This is a genomic window from Streptomyces sp. NPDC090106 (assembly GCF_044747265.1).
Taxonomy (GTDB): domain Bacteria; phylum Actinomycetota; class Actinomycetes; order Streptomycetales; family Streptomycetaceae; genus Streptomyces.
The window spans coordinates 794,236-812,829 of sequence record NZ_JBIVDS010000003.1 but is presented as its reverse complement, the minus strand read 5'-3'; the positions used below and the strand labels follow the sequence as shown (position 1 = coordinate 812,829).

14 protein-coding genes and 2 pseudogenes are annotated in these 18,594 nt (G+C 70.0%); 4 read left to right on the top strand and 12 right to left on the bottom strand.

Annotated elements, in window-relative coordinates; all coding sequences use genetic code 11:
- Window positions 1-59 precede the first annotated feature (59 nt).
- The gene (gene eccCa, locus ACIPSE_RS13525; RefSeq protein WP_401661746.1) at window positions 60-4,019 is read left to right on the top strand and encodes a type VII secretion protein EccCa; all 3,960 of its coding nucleotides are present in this window, start codon (window positions 60-62) and stop codon (window positions 4,017-4,019) included.
- A 97-nt stretch (window positions 4,020-4,116) separates the two neighbouring features.
- Here the strand turns inward: eccCa and ACIPSE_RS13520 are convergent, their stop codons facing one another.
- A complete protein-coding gene (locus ACIPSE_RS13520; protein WP_401661629.1) occupies window positions 4,117-5,370 on the bottom strand; it encodes a S8 family serine peptidase in 1,254 nt (417 codons plus the stop codon).
- Window positions 5,371-5,552: 182 nt separating this feature from the next.
- Window positions 5,553-5,693: pseudogene (locus ACIPSE_RS13515) on the bottom strand (phosphoribosyltransferase); the annotation flags it as partial.
- A gap of 203 nt (window positions 5,694-5,896) precedes the next feature.
- Here ACIPSE_RS13515 and ACIPSE_RS13510 point away from each other — a divergent pair.
- Entirely contained in the window at window positions 5,897-6,391 is a 495-nt protein-coding gene (locus ACIPSE_RS13510; protein WP_401661626.1) for a hypothetical protein, read from the top strand.
- A gap of 557 nt (window positions 6,392-6,948) precedes the next feature.
- Here the strand turns inward: ACIPSE_RS13510 and ACIPSE_RS13505 are convergent.
- Both ACIPSE_RS13505 and ACIPSE_RS13500 read right to left on the bottom strand, forming a co-directional pair.
- Window positions 6,949-7,680: a hypothetical protein gene (locus ACIPSE_RS13505; RefSeq protein ID WP_250966525.1), complete on the bottom strand. Its 732-nt coding sequence runs from the start codon at window positions 7,678-7,680 to the stop codon at window positions 6,949-6,951.
- Window positions 7,681-8,001: 321 nt separating this feature from the next.
- A pseudogene (locus ACIPSE_RS13500) lies at window positions 8,002-8,229 on the bottom strand (zinc ribbon domain-containing protein); the annotation flags it as partial.
- 59 nt (window positions 8,230-8,288) lie between these two features.
- Between ACIPSE_RS13500 and ACIPSE_RS13495 the strand changes: the two are divergent.
- Window positions 8,289-8,735: a hypothetical protein gene (locus tag ACIPSE_RS13495; RefSeq protein ID WP_401661623.1), complete on the top strand. Its 447-nt coding sequence runs from the start codon at window positions 8,289-8,291 to the stop codon at window positions 8,733-8,735.
- Between the two features lie 58 nt (window positions 8,736-8,793).
- Here the strand turns inward: ACIPSE_RS13495 and ACIPSE_RS13490 are convergent, their stop codons facing one another.
- The 4 genes from ACIPSE_RS13490 to ACIPSE_RS13475 form a co-directional block, all read right to left on the bottom strand.
- Window positions 8,794-10,227, bottom strand: coding sequence for a hypothetical protein (locus tag ACIPSE_RS13490; protein ID WP_401661620.1), 1,434 nt, complete (start codon window positions 10,225-10,227; stop codon window positions 8,794-8,796).
- Between the two features lie 1,088 nt (window positions 10,228-11,315).
- Window positions 11,316-11,693 carry a peptidase inhibitor family I36 protein gene (locus ACIPSE_RS13485; RefSeq protein ID WP_401661617.1) on the bottom strand — a complete coding sequence of 126 codons (378 nt, stop codon included), beginning with the start codon at window positions 11,691-11,693 and terminating at the stop codon, window positions 11,316-11,318.
- A 148-nt stretch (window positions 11,694-11,841) separates the two neighbouring features.
- Complete coding sequence (locus ACIPSE_RS13480; RefSeq protein ID WP_401661615.1) at window positions 11,842-12,867, bottom strand: DUF5937 family protein; 1,026 nt, start codon at window positions 12,865-12,867, stop codon at window positions 11,842-11,844.
- A 492-nt stretch (window positions 12,868-13,359) separates the two neighbouring features.
- Entirely contained in the window at window positions 13,360-13,983 is a 624-nt protein-coding gene (locus ACIPSE_RS13475) for a TetR family transcriptional regulator (RefSeq protein ID WP_401661612.1), read from the bottom strand.
- 98 nt (window positions 13,984-14,081) lie between these two features.
- Here ACIPSE_RS13475 and ACIPSE_RS13470 point away from each other — a divergent pair, with 98 nt between their 5' ends.
- The gene (locus ACIPSE_RS13470) at window positions 14,082-15,020 is read left to right on the top strand and encodes an aldo/keto reductase (RefSeq protein WP_401661610.1); all 939 of its coding nucleotides are present in this window, start codon (window positions 14,082-14,084) and stop codon (window positions 15,018-15,020) included.
- A gap of 13 nt (window positions 15,021-15,033) precedes the next feature.
- Here the strand turns inward: ACIPSE_RS13470 and ACIPSE_RS13465 are convergent, their stop codons facing one another.
- From ACIPSE_RS13465 to ACIPSE_RS13450, 4 genes are all read right to left on the bottom strand, one after another.
- Entirely contained in the window at window positions 15,034-15,249 is a 216-nt protein-coding gene (locus ACIPSE_RS13465) for a hypothetical protein (RefSeq protein ID WP_401661607.1), read from the bottom strand.
- Between the two features lie 64 nt (window positions 15,250-15,313).
- Window positions 15,314-15,661 (bottom strand): MerR family transcriptional regulator, encoded by a 348-nt coding sequence (locus tag ACIPSE_RS13460; protein ID WP_401661604.1) that lies wholly within the window; start codon window positions 15,659-15,661, stop codon window positions 15,314-15,316.
- Between the two features lie 22 nt (window positions 15,662-15,683).
- Window positions 15,684-16,622, bottom strand: a complete 939-nt coding sequence (locus ACIPSE_RS13455) for an aldo/keto reductase (protein ID WP_401661601.1) — start codon at window positions 16,620-16,622, stop codon at window positions 15,684-15,686.
- A gap of 130 nt (window positions 16,623-16,752) precedes the next feature.
- Window positions 16,753-18,501 carry an endo-1,4-beta-xylanase gene (locus ACIPSE_RS13450; RefSeq protein ID WP_401661598.1) on the bottom strand — a complete coding sequence of 583 codons (1,749 nt, stop codon included), beginning with the start codon at window positions 18,499-18,501 and terminating at the stop codon, window positions 16,753-16,755.
- Window positions 18,502-18,594 lie beyond the last annotated feature (93 nt).

Below are 18,594 nucleotides of genomic sequence, written 5' to 3'. Positions count from 1 at the left end.
GGAGCACGTACGTGAGCGTTGTCCTCTACCGCCGCCCGGCCCGCAGGCGGGGCCCGGACATGCCGGAGGGCGAACTGAGCCTCCAGGAACCGCCGGTGCTGCCGGAGGTGGTCCCGGACAACTCCGCCGTGTGGACGTATCTGCCCATGGCGATGATGTCGGTGTCGATGATGCTGATGTTCCTGCGGCCGGGCAGCAGCGGCGCCCTCACCTATGTGGCCCTGGGCATGATGGTGCTGGCCTCGGCGGCGATGATCGTCGGGCAGGTGATGCGCAAGGGCGGCGAGCGCAAACGCCGTCTCGGCGGTGAACGCCGTGACTACCTGCGCTATTTGGCGCAGACCCGGCGCAAGGTGCACCGCACCGTCGCCGAGCAGCAGGCGGCGCTCGCCTGGCGCCACCCGGCGCCCTCGGCGCTCCGCTCCATGGTCGACTCGGTGCGTCTGTGGGAACGCCGCCCGCGGGACCAGGACTTCGCGGAGGTGCGGGTCGCCGTCGGGGACCAGCAGCTCGCCACCCGGCTGACACCCCTGTCCACGAAGCCGGTCGAGGACCTCGACCCGATCGCCGCGCACGCGCTGCGCCGGTTCGTCCGGGCGTACAGCACGGTCCCGGACCAGCCGATCGCCCTGTACCTGCGATCCTGGAGCCGGGTGCTGCTGCGCGGCGACGAACGGGCCGCGCGGGACCTGGTGCGGGCCGCGCTGTGCCAACTGGCCCTGTTCCACGCCCCGGAGGAGCTGTACGTCGCGCTGTGCGTGAGCGACGGGCGCCGCGCCGAGTGGGAGTGGGTGAAGTGGCTGCCGCACAGCCTGCACCCGCACGAGCAGGACGGGGCGGGCGCCGCCCGGATGGTGTCCGCCGAGTTCACCGGCGTGGAGGACCTGCTGGGCGCCGAGTTCGCCGAACGCCCCGCGTTCGACCCCGAGGCCGCACCGGGCCGGGGCGAACCGTTCACCGTGCTGGTGGTGGACGGGGCGCGGATACCCGCCGGGCACCGGCTGGACGGCCAGGGCTACCGGAACACGGTCGTGATCGACCTGTCGGAGTCCCTGCGCTGGCGGCCTGGCCGCACCACCCTCCGCCTGGAGGTGGCCGCGGACTCGGTACGGCTGGTCCGCACCGACCGCAGCCGCAAGGAGCAGTCCACCCACCTGGGCAGGCCGGACGCGGTCGGCCCGCGCGGCGCCGAGGCACTGGCCCGGTTGCTCGCCCCGTACCGGATGGGACTGACCGCCGACGCGGCCGAACCACTGGCCGCCGACGTCGAGTTGACCAGCCTGCTGGGAATCCGCGACCTGCGGCGCCACGAACCCCCGGCCCTGTGGGCGCGCGCCGAGGGGACGGCCCGGCTGCGGGTGCCCGTCGCGGTCGGCGCGGACGGGCTGCCGGTCGAGATCGACATCAAGGAGTCCGCGCAGGGCGGCATGGGCCCGCACGGCATGCTGATCGGCGCGACCGGCTCCGGCAAGAGCGAACTGCTGCGCACCCTCGTCCTCGCGCTGGCCCTGACCAACTCCTCGGAGACCCTCAACTTCGTCCTCGTCGACTTCAAGGGCGGCGCCACCTTCCTCGGCCTCGACGAACTCCCGCACACCTCCGCCGTCATCACCAACCTCGCCGACGAGACCGCCCTGGTGGAGCGGATGCAGGACGCCCTGCACGGCGAACTGGTGCGCCGCCAGGAGCTGCTGAGAGCGGCCGGGAACTACACCTCCGCTCTGGAGTACGAGCGGGCCCGCGCCTCCGGCACCCCGCTGGACCCGCTGCCCAGCCTGTTCGTCGTCGTCGACGAGTTCAGCGAACTGCTCGCCGCGCACCGGGACTTCATGGAGCTCTTCGTGATGATCGGCCGGCTCGGCCGGTCCCTGGGCGTGCACCTGCTGCTCGCCTCCCAGCGGCTCGACGAGGGCCGTATGCACCAGTTGGAGGGCCACCTCTCCTATCGGATCGGGCTGCGTACGTTCTCCGCCATGGAGAGCCGGGGCGTGCTCGGTGTCACGGACGCCTACCAGCTCCCGCCGCAGCCCGGCGCGGGCTTCCTGCGCAGCGGCGTCGACGAACTGACCCGCTTCCGCGCCGCCTATGTCTCGGGCGCCTATCAGGAACGCCGGAGCGCCGTCGCGCGGGCCTGGGTCGCCAGCCAGGTCGTGCCGTGGACCACCGGGTACGTCCTGCCCCGCACCCCGGCCACCACGCCCGACCCGGAACCCGAGCCGGAGACGGCGGGCACCGGCGAGGAGGCCAGCCTGCTCTCGGTGGCCGTGGAACGGCTGCGCGGGGCGGGCCCGGCGGCACTGCGGGTGTGGCTGCCGCCCCTGGACGCCCCACCGACCCTCGACGCCCTGCTGCCCGGCCTCGCCGTCGACCCCGCACGCGGGCTGACCGCGGAGGGCCGGACGGACGCCGCACGGCTCAGGGTCCCCGTCGGTCTGGTCGACAAACCGTTCGACCAGCGCCGCGACCCGCTGGTCGTCGACCTCTCCGGCGCGGGCGGTCACCTGGCGGTGGCCGGCGGTTCGCAGAGCGGCAAGTCCACCGCGCTGCGCACCCTGATCGCCGCGCTCGCCCTCACCCACACCCCCCGCGAGGTCCAGTTCTACTGCCTCGACCTGGGCGGCGGCTCGCTGAGCGGCCTGACCGGACTGCCCCATGTCGGCGGGGTCGCCAACCGGCTGGACGGCGAGCGGATCAACCGCACCCTGTCCGAGATCACCGCCCTCCTGGACCACCGGGAACGGTTCTTCCTCGACCACTCGGTCGACTCGATGGCCACCTACCGGCGGCGCCGCGCCGACGGCGACTTCGCCGACGAGCCGTACGGCGACGTCTTCCTCGTCGTGGACGGCTGGAGCACGGTCCGCCAGGACTTCGACACCCTGGTGCCCGCCTTCCACCGGATCGCCGCCCGGGGCCTCAACTTCGGCGTCCACCTGATCGTCTCCACCTCCCGCTGGGTGGAGCTGTCCGCACAGGTCAGAGACCAGATGGGCACCCGGATCGAACTGCGCCTCGGCGACACCATGGACTCGGCGATCGACATCCGCAAGGCGGCCACCGTGCCCCGCGTCCCCGGCCGCGGACTGGCCAAGGAGGGCAAGCTCCATCTGCTGACCGCGCTGCCCCGCATCGACGGCCACGAACGCGCCGACGACCTCGCCGACGGCGTCGCCGACCTGGTGTCCCGGGTGGCCGCCGCGTGGACCGGCCCCGCCGCCCCGCCCGTCCGCACCCTCCCCCACCGCCTTCCCGCCGCCGACCTCCCGGAGCCCGCGACCGGCGAGGGCCGCAGCCTGCGCCTGCCCCTCGGCCTCGACGAGGAGACCCTCTCCCCGCTCTGGCACGACTTCGCCCGCACCCCGCACCTGATATGCGTCGGCGACACCGAGAGCGGCAAGACCAACCTGCTGCGCCACGTCGCCGCCGCGATCACCGCCCGCTACAGCCCCACCGAGGCCCGCGTCCTCCTGGTGGACCAGCGCCGCGAACTCGCGGAGTCGGTGCCCCAGGAGTACCGGCTCGGCAACGCGGTCACCACCGACGCCCTGCGCGAACTCCTGGCCGGCTCGGCCCGCGCCACCGCCACCCGGCTGCCCGACGAGGACATCACCCCGGCCCGCATGCGACAGGCCGACTGGTGGCGCGGCCCCCGCCTGTTCGTCCTCGTCGACGACTACGACATGGTCGGCGGCGGCATCACCAACCACCCCTTCGCCACGATCCTGGACCACCTGGCCCTCGGCCACGAGGTCGGCCTGCACGTGATCGTCGCCCGCTCCGCGACCGGCGCGGGCCGCGGCCTCAACGACCAGTTGCTGCGCCGCCTGGACGAGGTCAACACCCCGGCCCTGCTGCTCTCCGTACCGGCCACCGAGGGCCATATGTTCGGCCTGCGGCCACGCGTCCTGCCGCCGGGCCGCGGACTGTACGTGACCCGCCGCAAGGGGCTGCTCGTCCAGACGGCCCTGGCCCCTGACCCGGACCCGGGACCGCGGGCGGAGCCGGCGCCGGAGGGGTGAGCTCAGGATCGCCGCCCGGCGCTCCTGAGCTCAGCGTCCGGCCGTACGCCCCTGCCCGGCGGGGTGAGCGGAGGACCGGGTGCCTGACGCTCCGCGCTCAGTGTCCGGTCGTACGCCCCTCCCCGGCGCCGGGGCCACCGGGGTCCGCGGCGGCGGCCACCGGTCCGCCGGGCCGCCACCCGCGAGCCCGTCCCCGGGGCACCACCACGGCAGCCCAGACGACCAGCAGCAGCACCCCCGCACCCGCCCCCGCCAGCAGCAGCGCCCGGTGGGTGGCACGTACGGCACCCCCGTCGTGCGCCGGCCGCACCGGGGCGGGGGCCTCGGCCGCCGGGACCGGTGCGGGCGAGGCGGCCCGCACGGTGGTCAGCGCGGCGTACGGGTCCAGGCGCGGGACGTCCGCCGGGTAGGCGGTGGCGATGAGCCGGTCCGCCGTCTGCGCGGCGGTCAGTTCGGGCCGGGCGGCCCGGATCAGCGCCGCCGCCCCGGCGGCGTACCCGGCGGCCAGGGACGCCCCGGACCCGATGAGATGCCCGCGTCCCCGGGGTCCGATCCCGAGCACACCCTGCCCGGGAGCGGCCAGGTCGGCGCGCAACGGCGCAAAGGCGCCCGCGGGCCGTACGCCGTCCACGTCGACGTCCAGCACCGAGAGCACCCCGTCAAAGGCGGCGGGCCAGTAGTCCCGGGCGGGCGGCGCCGTACCGGTGGAGCCGCCGAACCCGTCGGGGACGGCGGCGGCGACGATCAGCGTGTCGTGCCGGGCGGCGTACCCGACGGCCCCACGCAGCGCCGCCGAGTCCTCCGTCAGGGCGGGCGACACGACGACGACCCCGGCACCGCCGTCCACCGCCGCCCGGATGCCCCGGGCGACCGTGGCGGCCGTGGCCGCGCCCCGCCCGTCGGTACCGCGTACGGCGAGTATCCGCGCCCCCGGCGCCACCCCGGCGAAACTCACCCCGGCGACGGGAGCGGCGGCCACCAGCCCGGCGACGAAGGTGCCGTGCCCCACGCAGTCCGCACCGGCGCCACCGGACACGGTGACCCGCCCGGCGAGCGCGGGCGCCGCCGCCGAGACCCCCGTGTCGACGACGGCGACGGTCACCCCGGCCCCGGTCCCGGCCGACCGGACCCGGGTGAGCTGCAGACTCCGCTGCTCCCAGGGGGCGGCGGTCACGACCTCGGAGGAACCCGCCGTACAGGCGGCCCCGTCCGCGAGACGTCCCGGAACCACCGGCAGCCTCACCGCCCCGGGGGACGCGTCCGCGACGGCGACCCCGGCGCCCGGCACCACGCCGAAGGACACCAGGGTGAACAGGACCGGCAGGGCCCGCCGTATCCGGAACGAAGCCATGCGCGCATCCTCACCGACCGAAGAGACCGTCATCTCCCCGGCTGGGCAGGCCAGTTGGGGATTACCTCCATCATGCCGCCCCCACCGGACCCGCCAGCGGCAGCCCCCCTCACGTGATCCGCTTGAGTGATCCGCGACCGGCCCAGCGCCCGCCTCGACGCGGAGGCGCATCCGAGGAGAGACTCCGCGCGCGACGGGGGCGGCTCGACCGACGAGGGGAAATCGAGCCGGTCGTCCGTGCGCTTCCAGGCGTACTCGCGCTTCACCGACGAGTGCGACTTCTCGTAGATCACGGCGCTGCGCACCTCGGCGACGGTAGGAATGGCGCACTTCGAGTCGGGCATTCCAGCTCGTCGACTGAGTCCATCACGAGCAGATGGCCGTAAAGGTCGCACGGCCGCATGCACTCAACCCGCCGACCCCCGGGCAGGCATGTCGTCGCTCATTCCAGCCACTCTGCCACCCGACCGTCTTGACGAGAGACATACGGGTATCCCCCTGTTAGCCTCATGATCACGTCAAGGCCTTGTCAGGTACGGCTCACAGAAGGAACTCCGTCATCAAAGGACGCTCCCACAAGCGGATAGGCGCCATCGCAGGCACCCTCTCCGCGGCCATCCTCCTTACCATCACCCAGGCATCCGCCGTCTCAGCCGAAACCGAACGTGCCACTGCCGTCGACGGCCCCACCAGCCCGGAATGCGCCGAAAGCGGAGAGTCCGCCAGCGTCGGTTGGGATGCCATCGTCTGTTACACAGCCTCAGGTGACTGGCTCGAGATCGAGGACCGGAAATCGGATGGCTACTCCGCAGTCATGGACTGGGAAATCCGCAACTCCTCCAACAGCGTCGTCCGCTATGGCTCCACCTTCAACGCGGACGGCGCGTACACCACCCGCTGGAAGAACAAGGACTTTCCCGACAGCAACACCACCATTCGCTTCCGCGCATGCCTCGGTCCCTGGTCAACCAAGTTGATCACGGCAGGCACGTGCTCCGCCTGGATGTCCAGGGACACCTGACGGCGTCGACACCCGCAACACGCGAGGCTCCTGTGCGCGTTGAGCGAGGTATCCGCAGGTGGGTGGACCGGAACAGAATGGAGCCGCGGTTTGCCCCGACCTACGCGGCCTGACCACTCAACCCGGTGAACTTGCCCGGTGGCAGCACGAACTGAGGGCCGGAACGTGACGGAGCCCGGGAGCATGTCCAGCTCCCGGGCTCCAGCTTGCCACCCATTTGCGCACACCGGCGGCGTTTAAGAACCGCGGGTCATATTGAGATCGACGTGTTCTGCCTTTGAACTACAGCGCCACGAGAGAGGCGCCGAGGGGACTTGAACCCCTATCCGTCGATGTTCGCCCACGCTCGGTCGATCCGGTGTTCGGCGGCGAATACTGAGACTGGAGCGAGAATCTGAGTTTCACGGGGCCGCCTCTGCCAGGCTTGGGCCACCCCCGCACGTGGTGCGGGGAGAGGGATTCGAACCCCCAACTGACACCCCTTATCAGCTTCAACATCAGTTTCAGCTTGCGCTCATCGCGCACCCTCCGCTCGCGACGGAGGGCGTGTGTGGAGGCTACCGGAACAGGTAGCCGAATACCGCGTCGCCGACCCGCTGGTCGGTGACCTCGGTGCTGTTCGCCTCCTCGCGGGCGAACTTGACGGACTGCTGGAGCTTCTCAACGCGGTCGAGGAGCTCATTGACCCGCCGGGCGGGCAGCGCGCCGGAGAACTTCACCGTGGTCCAGTAACCGACCGGGACGTCCTCGTAGTACACCTCGACCTGCGCCGGGTGCTTCTCCGTGGCCTCTGCCTTCACATGGTTGCGCGGAACCTTCTTCGTGCGGATGGTCCGCACCGGGTCCGTCTTCCACGAGTCCGTCGAAGGGTCCAGGTTCCACGACTCGGAGGCGTCGAGCACCGGCAGCTTGCGCACGAAGGTGTGCAGATCGGTGAGCTGCTTCTCCAGGAACAACAGGTAGGGGACGGGCACCTGGGGCAACAGCACCGTACCGTCGACCACCACGTCCGCGACCGCGGACCGGTTCGCCCAGTCCTTCGTCGCGGTCACGTCGAAGAGCCGCGTCAGTGTCCCGGCAGTCGCCCGCAGAGCGTCCTCGGCCTTGATCTGCACCCGAGTGGACTCGGGCGGCAACTGCTCGCCCTCCTCGTCCTTGGGCTGGTAGGTCCGGGAGATGCCGGCCAGCAGGGCAGGCTTCTGCACATCCTGGTGAGCCTGGGTGAGCTCCTGGAGGGCCTTGGACTTGACGCCCTTTTCGACTGCGATGATCTGATTCAGCTTCGGCACACAACGAACCTAACAACCCCGCGCCGCAAGCACATCCGATTAAACGCCAGCCCCGCCTTGTCCGCCTGCGAGGGCCCGTTCATCCGTCCGTGACTGACCACGTTCACGGCCCTGGCAAGCTGTCCGCCGCACCGGCATCGCGCTCCCGCGCGAGCGAGCACGCCTCACCGCAGACTTTGTCGGCGGGCTGGAGGGACTCTCTCGTCTGAGCAGATCATCAACGTGCTGGCGGAGCCCTCCAGCTTGCCGCAGGCTCAGGCACGCGGGTGGATGGCACAGACGGTTGACATCCTCGCCGCCCTGATGGACGGCGATTCCTGCCTACCGCGCCGTTGCAGGCTGCGGTGTCGAGTGGGTTCCTGCTTCGCCGCGCGGTGCCGGGACGAGTCCCGGTCTTACCTGCGCTCCACAGGCTGGCACCGCCAGCCCGGCGGCCTTGGCGACGTTGACCGCCGCGTTGATGTCCCGGTCCAGGACGGCCCCGCACGCCTGGCAGGTCCACACGCGGACGCGCAGGGGCTTGGGGCCGTCCTTCACACCGCACTGCGACTCAAGGGCATAGCCTGCCGGGGACCTGTTCGTGATACGCCGGTCTCAGAGGGCGCTGCATGCCTGAACTTGTGTCATGTCGGGAACTGGATGTGGTGGTGGACCACCGGCTGTTCGGCCTGGTCGACGAGGAGGGTCAGAACGGGGAACGGCCAGCTTCGCCGCGTTCGGTGGGCAGTTTCGTCAGCGCCAACGCCACGATGCTCTACATCGGGTCGGAGTTGGATATTTCGAACGCTCGACTGCGGTTGGAGACCTGGGACGGTCCCGCACCGGCGGAGTCGAGCGACTGGCCGTCGAGCGAGGAGCTGTCGCTGGATCTCCCCTCGGGCCGGTTCCTCGTGGATGAGATCGCGGCCGGGGGCCAGCCCGACGTGTTTCGCCTTCCGCGGGCCGGCAGATGGCGCGCCCGCGTGGGCTGGCGGGAGAACACCCCCGGTCCGGACGGCGGGTTCGCACAGCCGGGTGCCTGGGCTCTGATTCAGTTCTGGCCCGACAGAAGTTGAGGACGGCCGGTGCGGGGCCCCGCCGACGAGCAGAGCCCCGCAGCGTCCTGACCGGCGGTCAGCGGACGGGAATGTAGAACGCGTCCTGGTCGAGCAGCCGGTCTACGTCGTACCAGCGGCCGAGTCGTCGTCCGGCTTCCTGGTTGACCTCGCTGTTCACCCATCGTGCGGAGTAGTGGCGTTCGTACTGGGCACCACCGTAGGGCTCGTCAGGGAACAGGTACCGTCCCGCGCCCTCGTACGTCGAGGCCATGGGGTACTCGTCGCAGTCGTAAGGACTCTGGTCGGCCGGCAGGCCTGCCTTGATGTCCTGCATCGCCTTGGTCGCGCAGAAGTTGCTGACGATGCGCCGGTTCTCGCCGTACCGGAAACTCTGTGTGTCCCCCTTGGCCTGGGCGAGACGGTGGATCGGATCGTTTGGTGAACCACCTGCCAGGTGCTTGTCCGTCTGGGTCGGCAGGGTGGCCTCCGGGTTGGCGCGGGCCTCCTCAAGGTGCGTGGCGACGCCGCCGACCGACGCGTCCGACTTCGTGTAGGACATGCCCGGCACTGCCCGATCGAACACAGATCCGAGCTTGTGGGACTGCAGGTACCAGGCCGAGTCGAACCGCATGCCACCCTCGGGGCTCTCGGTGTCGATGAACTGGAAGTACCAGGGCAGGTCGAAGTCGTACTCGATGTGGAAGACGCCGGTGCCGATCTGCTCGCCCATGGAGGCGTCCGGGCTGGATGCCTGCGACAACAGGTCCAGGTGTGCGGAACCGTCACGGCGCCACTCACCGATCGACTTCTCGACCTCGTCGTTGAGTCCGGCGAAGCAGGCGTTCTCGTCGGTCTGGGGATAGTCGTCGTCCAGGTAGTTGCCCTCGCACTCGATCTCCGCGGTGAGATCCGCACCGGACTCGGCGAAGGGTCCTGTGGCACTGATGACACCCACTTGCAGGCGGAAATCCGCCCACCGCGAGGTACTGGCGTTCTCCGCGCCGCCGACCTTGCCGAAGCCCATCAGCCGGTTGCGGGACACGAAGACACCGGTGGTCGTGCATCGGGGCGGAAATATGCCGCATCGCACGGCCGGCATGACCAGCAGATGGATCTGGCAGTAGGAGTACCGGTTCTTGATCCATCCCTGGTCGCGAGAGGCGAGATCGTACTGGTCCTCGCACTGGTCCGAGGTCGGGTAGTCGTAGATGTCGTCCGGTATCCGGCCCGCCGGGAACCGGGAGGAGTCCACCACGTAGGACTCCGGCTCCGCCTGGGCGTCGACTCCCTGTCCGGCAGCGGACTTCGTGATGTCGGACGGGCCGTCCTTGGTGGCCGGAGCAACACCCAGGGCGTCGAGAGATCCGCCACTGCGGTTGAGTTCCTGGATCACCTTGTCCGGGTGGGCCACCAGATCAGGGTCCGAGATCACGTACGGGATGACCTTGTACGTCACACCGTCCCCGCCGGCCGCGTTCGTCGCGCCCGAGGCGGCCTGTGCGGGAAGCACTCCCACCCATAGCAAAGCCGCGGACAACGCCCCCAGCGCAGTTGTCCGTAACGCGCGTGCTCTCAACTGACTCTCCTTGTTTTTGAGGTCACGGCCGGCGCGGGCGACACCGTGCGCCTCAGGCACACCGAGCTCATGCCATCGCCCCAAAGGCCGCATTCACAGCGCTGTCCAGCACTGGTATCTGATGGATCATCAGCAGCCTTGGCTCAGTCAGCGCACGGCAACCACCGCTCGAGCACAGGTGAATCAGAACGCCTCCGACTCGCCTGGGCGCTGCGGGATACGGACGGAACGGTCGATGCCGTGCGTCCCCAGCACCGCCTCGCGGCTGCCTGCGGAACCGTTCCGGCCGACAACGCGCGCCCGACACTCACTCGCGCCTGTCTGCGGTACGGCGGACGCGCCGTCGCTCTCACAGCCCGCCGCACAGACCGCTCCGGACGCGAAGCCGCGCCTGTGCCCCGAAACGCTCGTCGCCGACTGGCTCAGCTGGCCCTTCCAGACCGGACCGGCTGCGCGTGTGGGCCATCGCCGGCGTACAGGACCGGCGCTTCACCGCGCCCATCGCGGGACGCCACCGCAGCAGACCTCACCGGTCCGCCACGGTTGAGTTCACCCGGGTGCGCGCCTACCGGCACACGGCCGAGACCCTCGACAGAGGCCCCGGCCGACAGGCCCCACGGCAGGGCCAACGGGCGTTCCCGCGGCGGGCCGACGACAGAGATCCACATCGCATCCGATGGCAGCTGTCGGCCACCGGTCCTCTTCCGCCCGGCCGAACGAGCCGGCAGCGCGCCCGCCTTCCGTGACGTGACGGTCCACCTGCCAGTTCCACGCCGACGAGGGCGGCCCGCACCGGACCTGGCCCTGGCCCGCGAGGTGCACCGTCACGCGCGAACCGCGACCACCCCAGCAAGCGCGGGAGCCGCGCCATGCCACTGTTCCCGGCCGGTCAACACCATCACCCGTCTCGTCGTGGACCGTCACGGCGGCATGCCCTCGCTATGCGACCGCGAGGCATGCAAACGAGCGAAGGGCCCTCGGGCGGGACGTCCGGGGGCATCGGTCGTCGGTGGACGTCCGGGTCAGCACTCGCCTCGCCAGCGGACGCTGTAGAGGACTTCCGTGTAGGGAGCCGTCCACTTGTACAGTCCGGGCCCGGGGTTGTAGTGGATACAGCTGGTGACGGTTCCGTCCCCTTCGTACCAATACGTCATGTCGACGTGGTCGGCCCCCGGGTACGCGTAGCCATTGTTGAAGATGGACCGAAAGCCCACCTGGCCGCTCCAGTTGCCTGCCGTCTTCAGCACCAGCGAACCGGTCTGGTCCGGTCCGCTGTAGGCACAGAAATACCCCTTGGGGCATCCGGGCGGATTGGCTTCGGCGGATGCGGTGGTGGCTGAAGCGACGACGCCGAGCATCGCGGCAGCGGTTGCGACGGCTGCCGCAGCCTTCTTGCGCATATTCGTTCCCCCTGTTTCCGATCGTGGCCGTCTTCTGGCGCCAGGCCGTAAGGTGACCGGTCCGACGGTGACCGGTCCGTACGTAGGTCAGTCCGTACGTCGATCACGTCCTCACCATGGCGTAGCTTCCGACTGCAGCGCGAGGCCTTTAAGGCGTGCCTGAAATCCGCTGGTCAGACGGGACGACGGGCACACGGCCCAGCAGAAGAGCAGCCCCGAGAGGGGTCAGGGTGTGCAGAATCGACGCCCCGGTGCGCTGGCTGTGGACCAGGCCCGCACGGGACAGCAGGTGGACGTGCTGGCTGGCCGCAGAAGCGGAGATCCGCAGCCGCAGGGCGAGTTCACCGGTGGTGGCCCCACCATGCAGCGCTCGGAGGACTTCGGCGCGAGTACGCCCCAGCAGCCCGTCCAGCCCCCCAGCCCGCCGGGGACCAGGTTCGTTCACGGTGGGATTGACGGGGTAGACGAGGACCGGGCGCAGCCGCGGATCCGCCAGGGCGACCGGCACACGGGAACAGAAGCGGGACGGTATGAGATGAAGTCCGCGGCCCGACAGATGCAGATCCCGTTCAACGGGGTAGTCCACACGCAGCACCGGCGGGTCCCATCGCACCGCAGGACCCAGCGATTCGAGGAGGCAGGAGGTACCACCGTCTCGCAGCGCTCGCGCGCGCAGAGCCCGGTCTGCTTCCACGTGCTCTTCCAACCGCGTCCAGTCAGGAGCGATGATTTCCGCATGCACGCATCTGAGGGCTTGCAGCAGGTCGGTCAGCTGACGGCTGCCGCGGTCCGCGTCGGACAACTGCCGTAACAGCACCGGCACTCGACGCTGCCGACGGGACGCCAATGCCTGCAATTCCTTCCGGATCCGACCGGCTGGGGTGCCTCTGATCGCGGACATCGCCGCCTGCATTCCGTCGGTCGCCTCGGCCGGGGTCAGAAAATCCGGAACATATCCTTTTTGAGGAACGAGTTCTCTCAAATAGAGAATCTGGTTCTCCAAATTCTTGCGCGCAACCGTTTCCCGCGCCCTCAGACGCCAATCCTGTAAAGCCCGCCCCGGCCTCGCGCACAATAACTGCTGCAGGCCAAGAATGGTTTCCCAGCAAGGATCAGGACCTGCTGCCACATGAGTCAGCGCCAGATCGCCAGCGGTGAAGTGAATACGTAACACAGTCCTCCGCTCGAACTATTGACTACCACGCCTCGCGAAATGCACGGAGGCGCCCCAAAAAAGCCCCCATGCTCATCGGGCACGCCGGAGCCCCCACACCTTCCGGTCGACCCATACGCACCACGAGCCGACAGTTCCACTATGCATCGCGGCCACGTCCCGTGAGACCCGGCACCGCCAAGAACCGGACAGCAGCCGGACGTTCGGACACCCGCGGTCATCCGCCCGTCTGCGCCGGCCGCGCGCACCACCAAGGGTGGCGGCGCGGCGCGCAGCACGTACGCGTTCACGCTCAGACCGGACTCCGCGGCAGCCGCCCGGATCAAGAGCGCAAGATCCTCCGGGGTGCGCAGCCTCGTCGTGGTGACAGACATGGTTGCACCGTAACCACCGCTTCACGGTGGCGTGAGGCGGTAGCGGCCCAAGGCGCCCGTAGAGCTGCGCGCAGAGGGTGAACAGCGGCAAGCCCCTGGGGCTTCCGCGCGTCCTGGTTCAGGCGCTGTGCGGCGGGTCGTGTCGCTGGGAGTGGGCTGCGGGGAACAGTCGCTGCACGGCTGCCACGATTGCCGCCCGGCGTGCGGCAAGGAAGGTCGTACGTTCGTCCCTGCCGGTGGGCAGGAGGTCGGTCTGGCCGGCCCAAGCCATGGCGAGCTGGTTGACGAACATGAGAATGTCGGCGGGGTCCCAAGCCGGGTCGAGATGCCCGGCTCGCTGTGCGTCGCGCAGTTGCGCGGTCTTACGGGCCACGGTGGCCCGGATGGGGTCGTCGGGGCCGTCGGCGGGGGTGTCGGTGGCGAGTTCGAGGCGGCCCCAGTTCATCAGGCGCAGGCGCTCGGGGTGGGCAACGAAGTAGTCGTGGACCCGGCCCGCGTAGCCGGGCAGGTCGGTGGGGTCCATCCGGGTGGCTTCCGCGACCAGTGTCATCTCGTGGGCGACGACGGTGGCGTACAGGTCTTCCTTGCTGCGGAAGTAGGCGTAGAGGCGTTCTTTGCTGGTCCTGGCCTCTTTGGCGATGCGCTCAATGCGGGCGCCGGCGATCCCGTGCCGAGCGAACTCGGCGGTGGCCGCGGTGATGACACGGTCGCGGGCGGAGTCGGCTGCGGGCAGGGTGCTCATGGACCCCAATCTAGCGGACCGAACCGTTTGGTTTGCCTTGGGCGCCTACCGGGCGTACGGTCAAACCAAACAGTTCGGTTTGGCCAGAGGGGCATGTCATGCAGATGAGGAAACTGGGCGGCCAGGGCCTGGCCGTGTCCGCGATCGGCTACGGCGCGATGGGCACCGCCACCGGGTACGGGCCCTTCGACGACACGGAGTCGATCACCGCGATCCGCCGCGCGCACGAACTCGGCGTCACCCACTTCGACACGGCGGAGATGTACGGCTGGGGCGCGGGCGAGAAGCTCCTGGGCACCGCCCTGGCACCCATCCGCGAGCAGGTGACGATCGCGACGAAGTTCGGGCTCACCCGCGGCTTCGGCCAGGACTCCCGCCCCGAACACGTCCGCGAGGTGGTCGACAACAGCCTGCGCAATCTCAATGTCGACTCCATCGACCTGCTCTACCAGCACTTCCCCGACCCGAGCGTGCCCATCGAGGACGTCGTCGGCGTCATGAAGGAGTACGTCGACGCGGGCAAGGTCAAGTACCTGGGTCTGTCCAACGCCGACGAGGACACCCTCCGCCGCGCCCACGCCGTCCATCCGATCTCCGCCCTGCAGAGCGAGTACTCGCTCTTCGCCCGCGGCACGGAGCGGCTCCAGCCCGTTCTGGAGGAACTCGGCATCGGCTTCGTCGCCTACTCGCCGCTCGCCCGCGGCTTCCTCAGCGGCGCCGTCCAGTCCCGCGAGCACTACACCGCCGACGACTTCCGCCGGCGCATCCCCTGGTGGAACCCGGAGAACTTCGACGCCAACCTCGCCATCGCGAACGAGCTGACCCGGTTCGCCGCCGACAAGGGCGCCACCCTCCCCCAGCTCGCGCTGGCCTGGCTGCTCGCGCAGAAGGACTACATCGTCCCCATCCCCGGCTCCCGCAACCCCGACCGAGTCACCCGGAACACCGCGGCGACCGCCATCACCCTCACCGCCGAGGACCTCGCCCGCATCGCCGAGATCTCCCCCACCGGAGGCATCGACGGACGTCCGAGCTGACACCCACCCCACGTCACGGCCTGCCCGAACCACCCGGCCCGGGCAGGCCGTTCGTCATGACCGGCAGCGAAGGAGGACTGGGTCCCACGACCGGGCCGAAGCGGCCCTCGCCACGTCCCCCGAGCCCCGCGGCGCGCTGGGCCGGGTCGTACAGCTCGGCGGTGGCGGCGTGGACCATGGTCCGGGCGCTGAAGAGCCGGACTCCGTGGAACTCGCTGCCGCCGGACACGCCTTGAGCCGGGGAACAACGCGGCCGGCCGATCAGCGCGACTGTGTCCGTGGGCTCCCCGCGCTCAGCTGTAGTAGGCGATCTTCTCGTCGAGGACCGTCATGGCCTGACGCAGCGCCACCACCCGCTCCTCCAAGGCGGCGCGCCGCTCGCGGAGGAAGGCGACCCGGTCCTGCGGAGAATGCTCGGCGCGCAGGATGGCGACGAAGTCCCGCAGGGCCGCTATACCGAGGCCGGCCTCGCGGAAGCACGTGAGCATGCCGATCCAGAAGACGTCGTCCTCGGTGTACTCCCTGCGCCCTCCGGCCGAGCGTCCGATCGGGCCGATGAGCCCTTCGCGCTCGTAGTAGCGCAGCGTGTCGATGGAGACGCCGGTGCGGTCGGCCGTCGCCGCCGGAGTGAGTGTCGTCATGGGGTTTCCTCTGTGAACGCCGCTACCGCGCTTCGGCGAAGCGCGCCAAGTGCTCGTCGTCGAGCCGCACACCGCGAGCGGAGAGTGCCTCCTCGATCTGCTCCGCCCGGCTCGCGCCGACGATGGGATCGACCCCCTGGCGCATCAGCCATGCGAGGACGACCTGGTTGCGAGTGGTGGAGAGTTCGCCCGCGACGTCGTCGAGAGCCGCGAGCACCCGGGTGTTCCCGGGGTGGTCATAGGCCTGCGGAAAGGGTTTGTCCGCGCGTACGTAAGAACCCCACATCAACGAGCTGTACGACCATACGGCGAGCCCCTCCGCCCGCGCGAGGTCCAGATCCTCGGCGGTGAGCATGCGGTGGCCGGCCTCGGGGACGGGGGTGAACGGGCGCGGCTGGACGAGCGAGTGGCGCAGTTGCAGGGCCGTCCACGGCTCCACACCCTGCTCCCGCGCGAACGACCGGGCCCGCTCGACGCGCCAGGCGGCATGGTTGGCGGCTCCGACCCGCAGGGCCACTCCCTTCGCGACCAACTCGCCGAACGCGCCGACCGTCTCCTCCAGAGCCACCGCGCGGTCCTCCGCGTGCGCCCAGAGCAGATCGACATGATCGACGCCGAGACGCTCCAGGCTCGCCTCCACGCCGTCGCGGACCGCACGGCCGGACAGCCCCTCGGCGCTCTCCGGCCAGGCATGCGGGACGAGCGGGTTCTGCCGGACCTTCGTCGCGATCCGTACCGCGTCGCGCGCGCCGGGGCGGGCCCTGAGCCACGCGCCGATGACGCGCTCGCTGGCGCCGCCCACGCCACTGGGGTCGCTCCAGAACGAGTAGCAGTTCGCGGTGTCGAGCCAGACACCGCCTCCGGCGACGAAGGCGTCGAGGACCGCGAAGGCATCGTCGGAAGCGATACGGGTGCCGAAGTCCATCGTCCCGAGGACGATCTGAGGGTCGGTGATGTTCATGCCGCCCATACTCGAATCTGGAGCGCGCTCCAGGTCAAGAGCGGCGGTGGGCAACCCCGTCGAACACACGTGTCCTGGCCCCGTGGCCTCAGCTCGCCGCCATTTCCCCCGCTGTCACCAACACGCCCACTCACACCTCGTCAAAGGTCTCGAGCAGGCGCTCGTACGCCGGCTTCGACCGCAGGGCCGCGTCCCACGGCAGGGAATCGGCCGTGCGGGGAGGATAGGTCTGGGTGTCGGCGGTGGAACCGTAACGGTCGGTGAATCCCCAGGTGGAGAACGATGTGCAGTTCGGCTCCTCCAGGCAGACTCGCAGCTTGCCCGCCATCTCGTCAGCCTGGGTCTGCCGCCCGTCCTCCTCGTCCTCACCTATGGGGACGTCCATCTCCGACACCCGTGCCTGGACACCGAGTTCCCCCAGATCCCGCACATGGTCGCGGAAGGTCTCCGGGTCGGTGCGGTCGCCGGGTTCGTACTCGTGGTTCTGGAAACCCACGCCGTCGATCGGTACGCCGCGTTCCTTGAGCCGCTCGACCAGATCGTAAAGGGCGTCCCACCGCTCGCCCTCCTCCTCGACGCCGTACTCGTTGAGGAACAGCCGTGCCTTCGGATCGGCCCGGTGGGCGGCCCTGAACGCCTCGTCGATGTACTCCTCGCCCATGGCCTGGAACCACGGGCTCTGCTCGGAGCGCAGACCGAGATCCCCGTTGGTGTAGCTCGTTCCGTCGTCGGACATGGGCTCGTTGACCACATCCCATTCCGCGACCTGTCCCTTGAAGTGCCCGGCGACCATGGCGATGTGCCGGAGCATGGTCCGGCGCACCTCGTCGGGGTCGTCGTTCTCCCGCATCCACCGGGGCAGGGCTTCGTGCCAGACGAGGGTGTGCGCGTGCACCTTCATGTCGTTCGCGCGGGCGAAGCGTACGAGCAGGTCCGCGTCGCGGAAGTCGTAGACGCCCTGGCGCGGGTGGAGGAACTGGGGCTTGAAGGCGTTCTCCGGAGTGAGCATGGAGAACTGGCTCCCCGCGAGGGCCCGGTAGCGTGAGTCGGTGAGCAGTGGGTTCTCGGCCAGGGCGGTGCCGACGTCGAACGGCCGCCCCACGTCCGCGGCCCGCGCGCGCAACGAGTCGTCGGACTGCTCCTGGCGGAGCTTCGGCGCCTTGACCACGCTGAGCGAATCACCGCTCTCCGCCCGCGCGCTCAGCTGTGTCAGACGCCATCCCTCGCGGTGCTCGTCTTCGCCCGCGTCCGCCTCCAGACCGAACCAGACAGTGCCCTCGGCGAACACCCCCGGGTCCCGCACGGTTCCCAGCCGGCGCCCGTCCGCTGCGACACGGAAGGTGTCACCGATGCTCGACACGGCGAGCGTCACCGTCCCGGAGCAGCCGCAGTCGAACTCCTCGGAGGTGGCCGGCTCATCGTCCTCGCCGTCCCATATCTGTACCCGTACTTGTCCGTCGGCGGTCACGCCGGCGCGGAGTGAGGGCCGTTCCTGCCGCCACTCGTCGTAGATGACCGGTACCCGGCCGTACAGCCGCAGCCATGAGCCGCCGGCATCGTCACCGACACCGGACATGCGTGCGGTGACGGTGAAGTCGCCATCGGACCTGAGATGCGGGCCGGCCAGGTTCAGCGGGGGGTTGGGCCGGCCGCCGGAGGAGTCCTGCTCCACGATGCGGCGATCCAACGCGCTGACCCGCAGGACATCGTTCCGCGCGGTGATGCCCGCCATCTGCGACCAGTCGTGGTCGCGCAGCAGGTCCTTGTCGTTTCCGCCGCCCGCACCTTCGCCCTGCCCCGTACACCCGGCCGCCACCGCCACCGCCATGACGAGCACCACGGAGGTCAGTCGCCGCCCCGTCCCCCCACCAAGGCCCACGGCCCCTCCCGCCCTCTCGTTCGAGACAAGATCAACGTCTCGGAACCGGGCCACAGTTCATCACACATGAGGTACGGCGGCTCATGGAGCAGG

What these genes read in the sequence shown, in the direction of transcription:
- ACIPSE_RS13520 (WP_401661629.1), bottom strand. Translation starts at nt 5,370, where the DNA reads ATGGCTTCGTTCCGGATACGGCGGGCCCTGCCGGTCCTGTTCACCCTG.
- eccCa (WP_401661746.1), top strand. Translation starts at nt 60, where the DNA reads ATGCCGGAGGGCGAACTGAGCCTCCAGGAACCGCCGGTGCTGCCGGAG.
- ACIPSE_RS13475 (WP_401661612.1), bottom strand. Translation starts at nt 13,983, where the DNA reads ATGAGCACCCTGCCCGCAGCCGACTCCGCCCGCGACCGTGTCATCACC.
- ACIPSE_RS13485 (WP_401661617.1), bottom strand. Translation starts at nt 11,693, where the DNA reads ATGCGCAAGAAGGCTGCGGCAGCCGTCGCAACCGCTGCCGCGATGCTC.
- ACIPSE_RS13495 (WP_401661623.1), top strand. Translation starts at nt 8,289, where the DNA reads ATGCCTGAACTTGTGTCATGTCGGGAACTGGATGTGGTGGTGGACCAC.
- ACIPSE_RS13470 (WP_401661610.1), top strand. Translation starts at nt 14,082, where the DNA reads ATGCAGATGAGGAAACTGGGCGGCCAGGGCCTGGCCGTGTCCGCGATC.
- ACIPSE_RS13455 (WP_401661601.1), bottom strand. Translation starts at nt 16,622, where the DNA reads ATGAACATCACCGACCCTCAGATCGTCCTCGGGACGATGGACTTCGGC.
- ACIPSE_RS13460 (WP_401661604.1), bottom strand. Translation starts at nt 15,661, where the DNA reads ATGACGACACTCACTCCGGCGGCGACGGCCGACCGCACCGGCGTCTCC.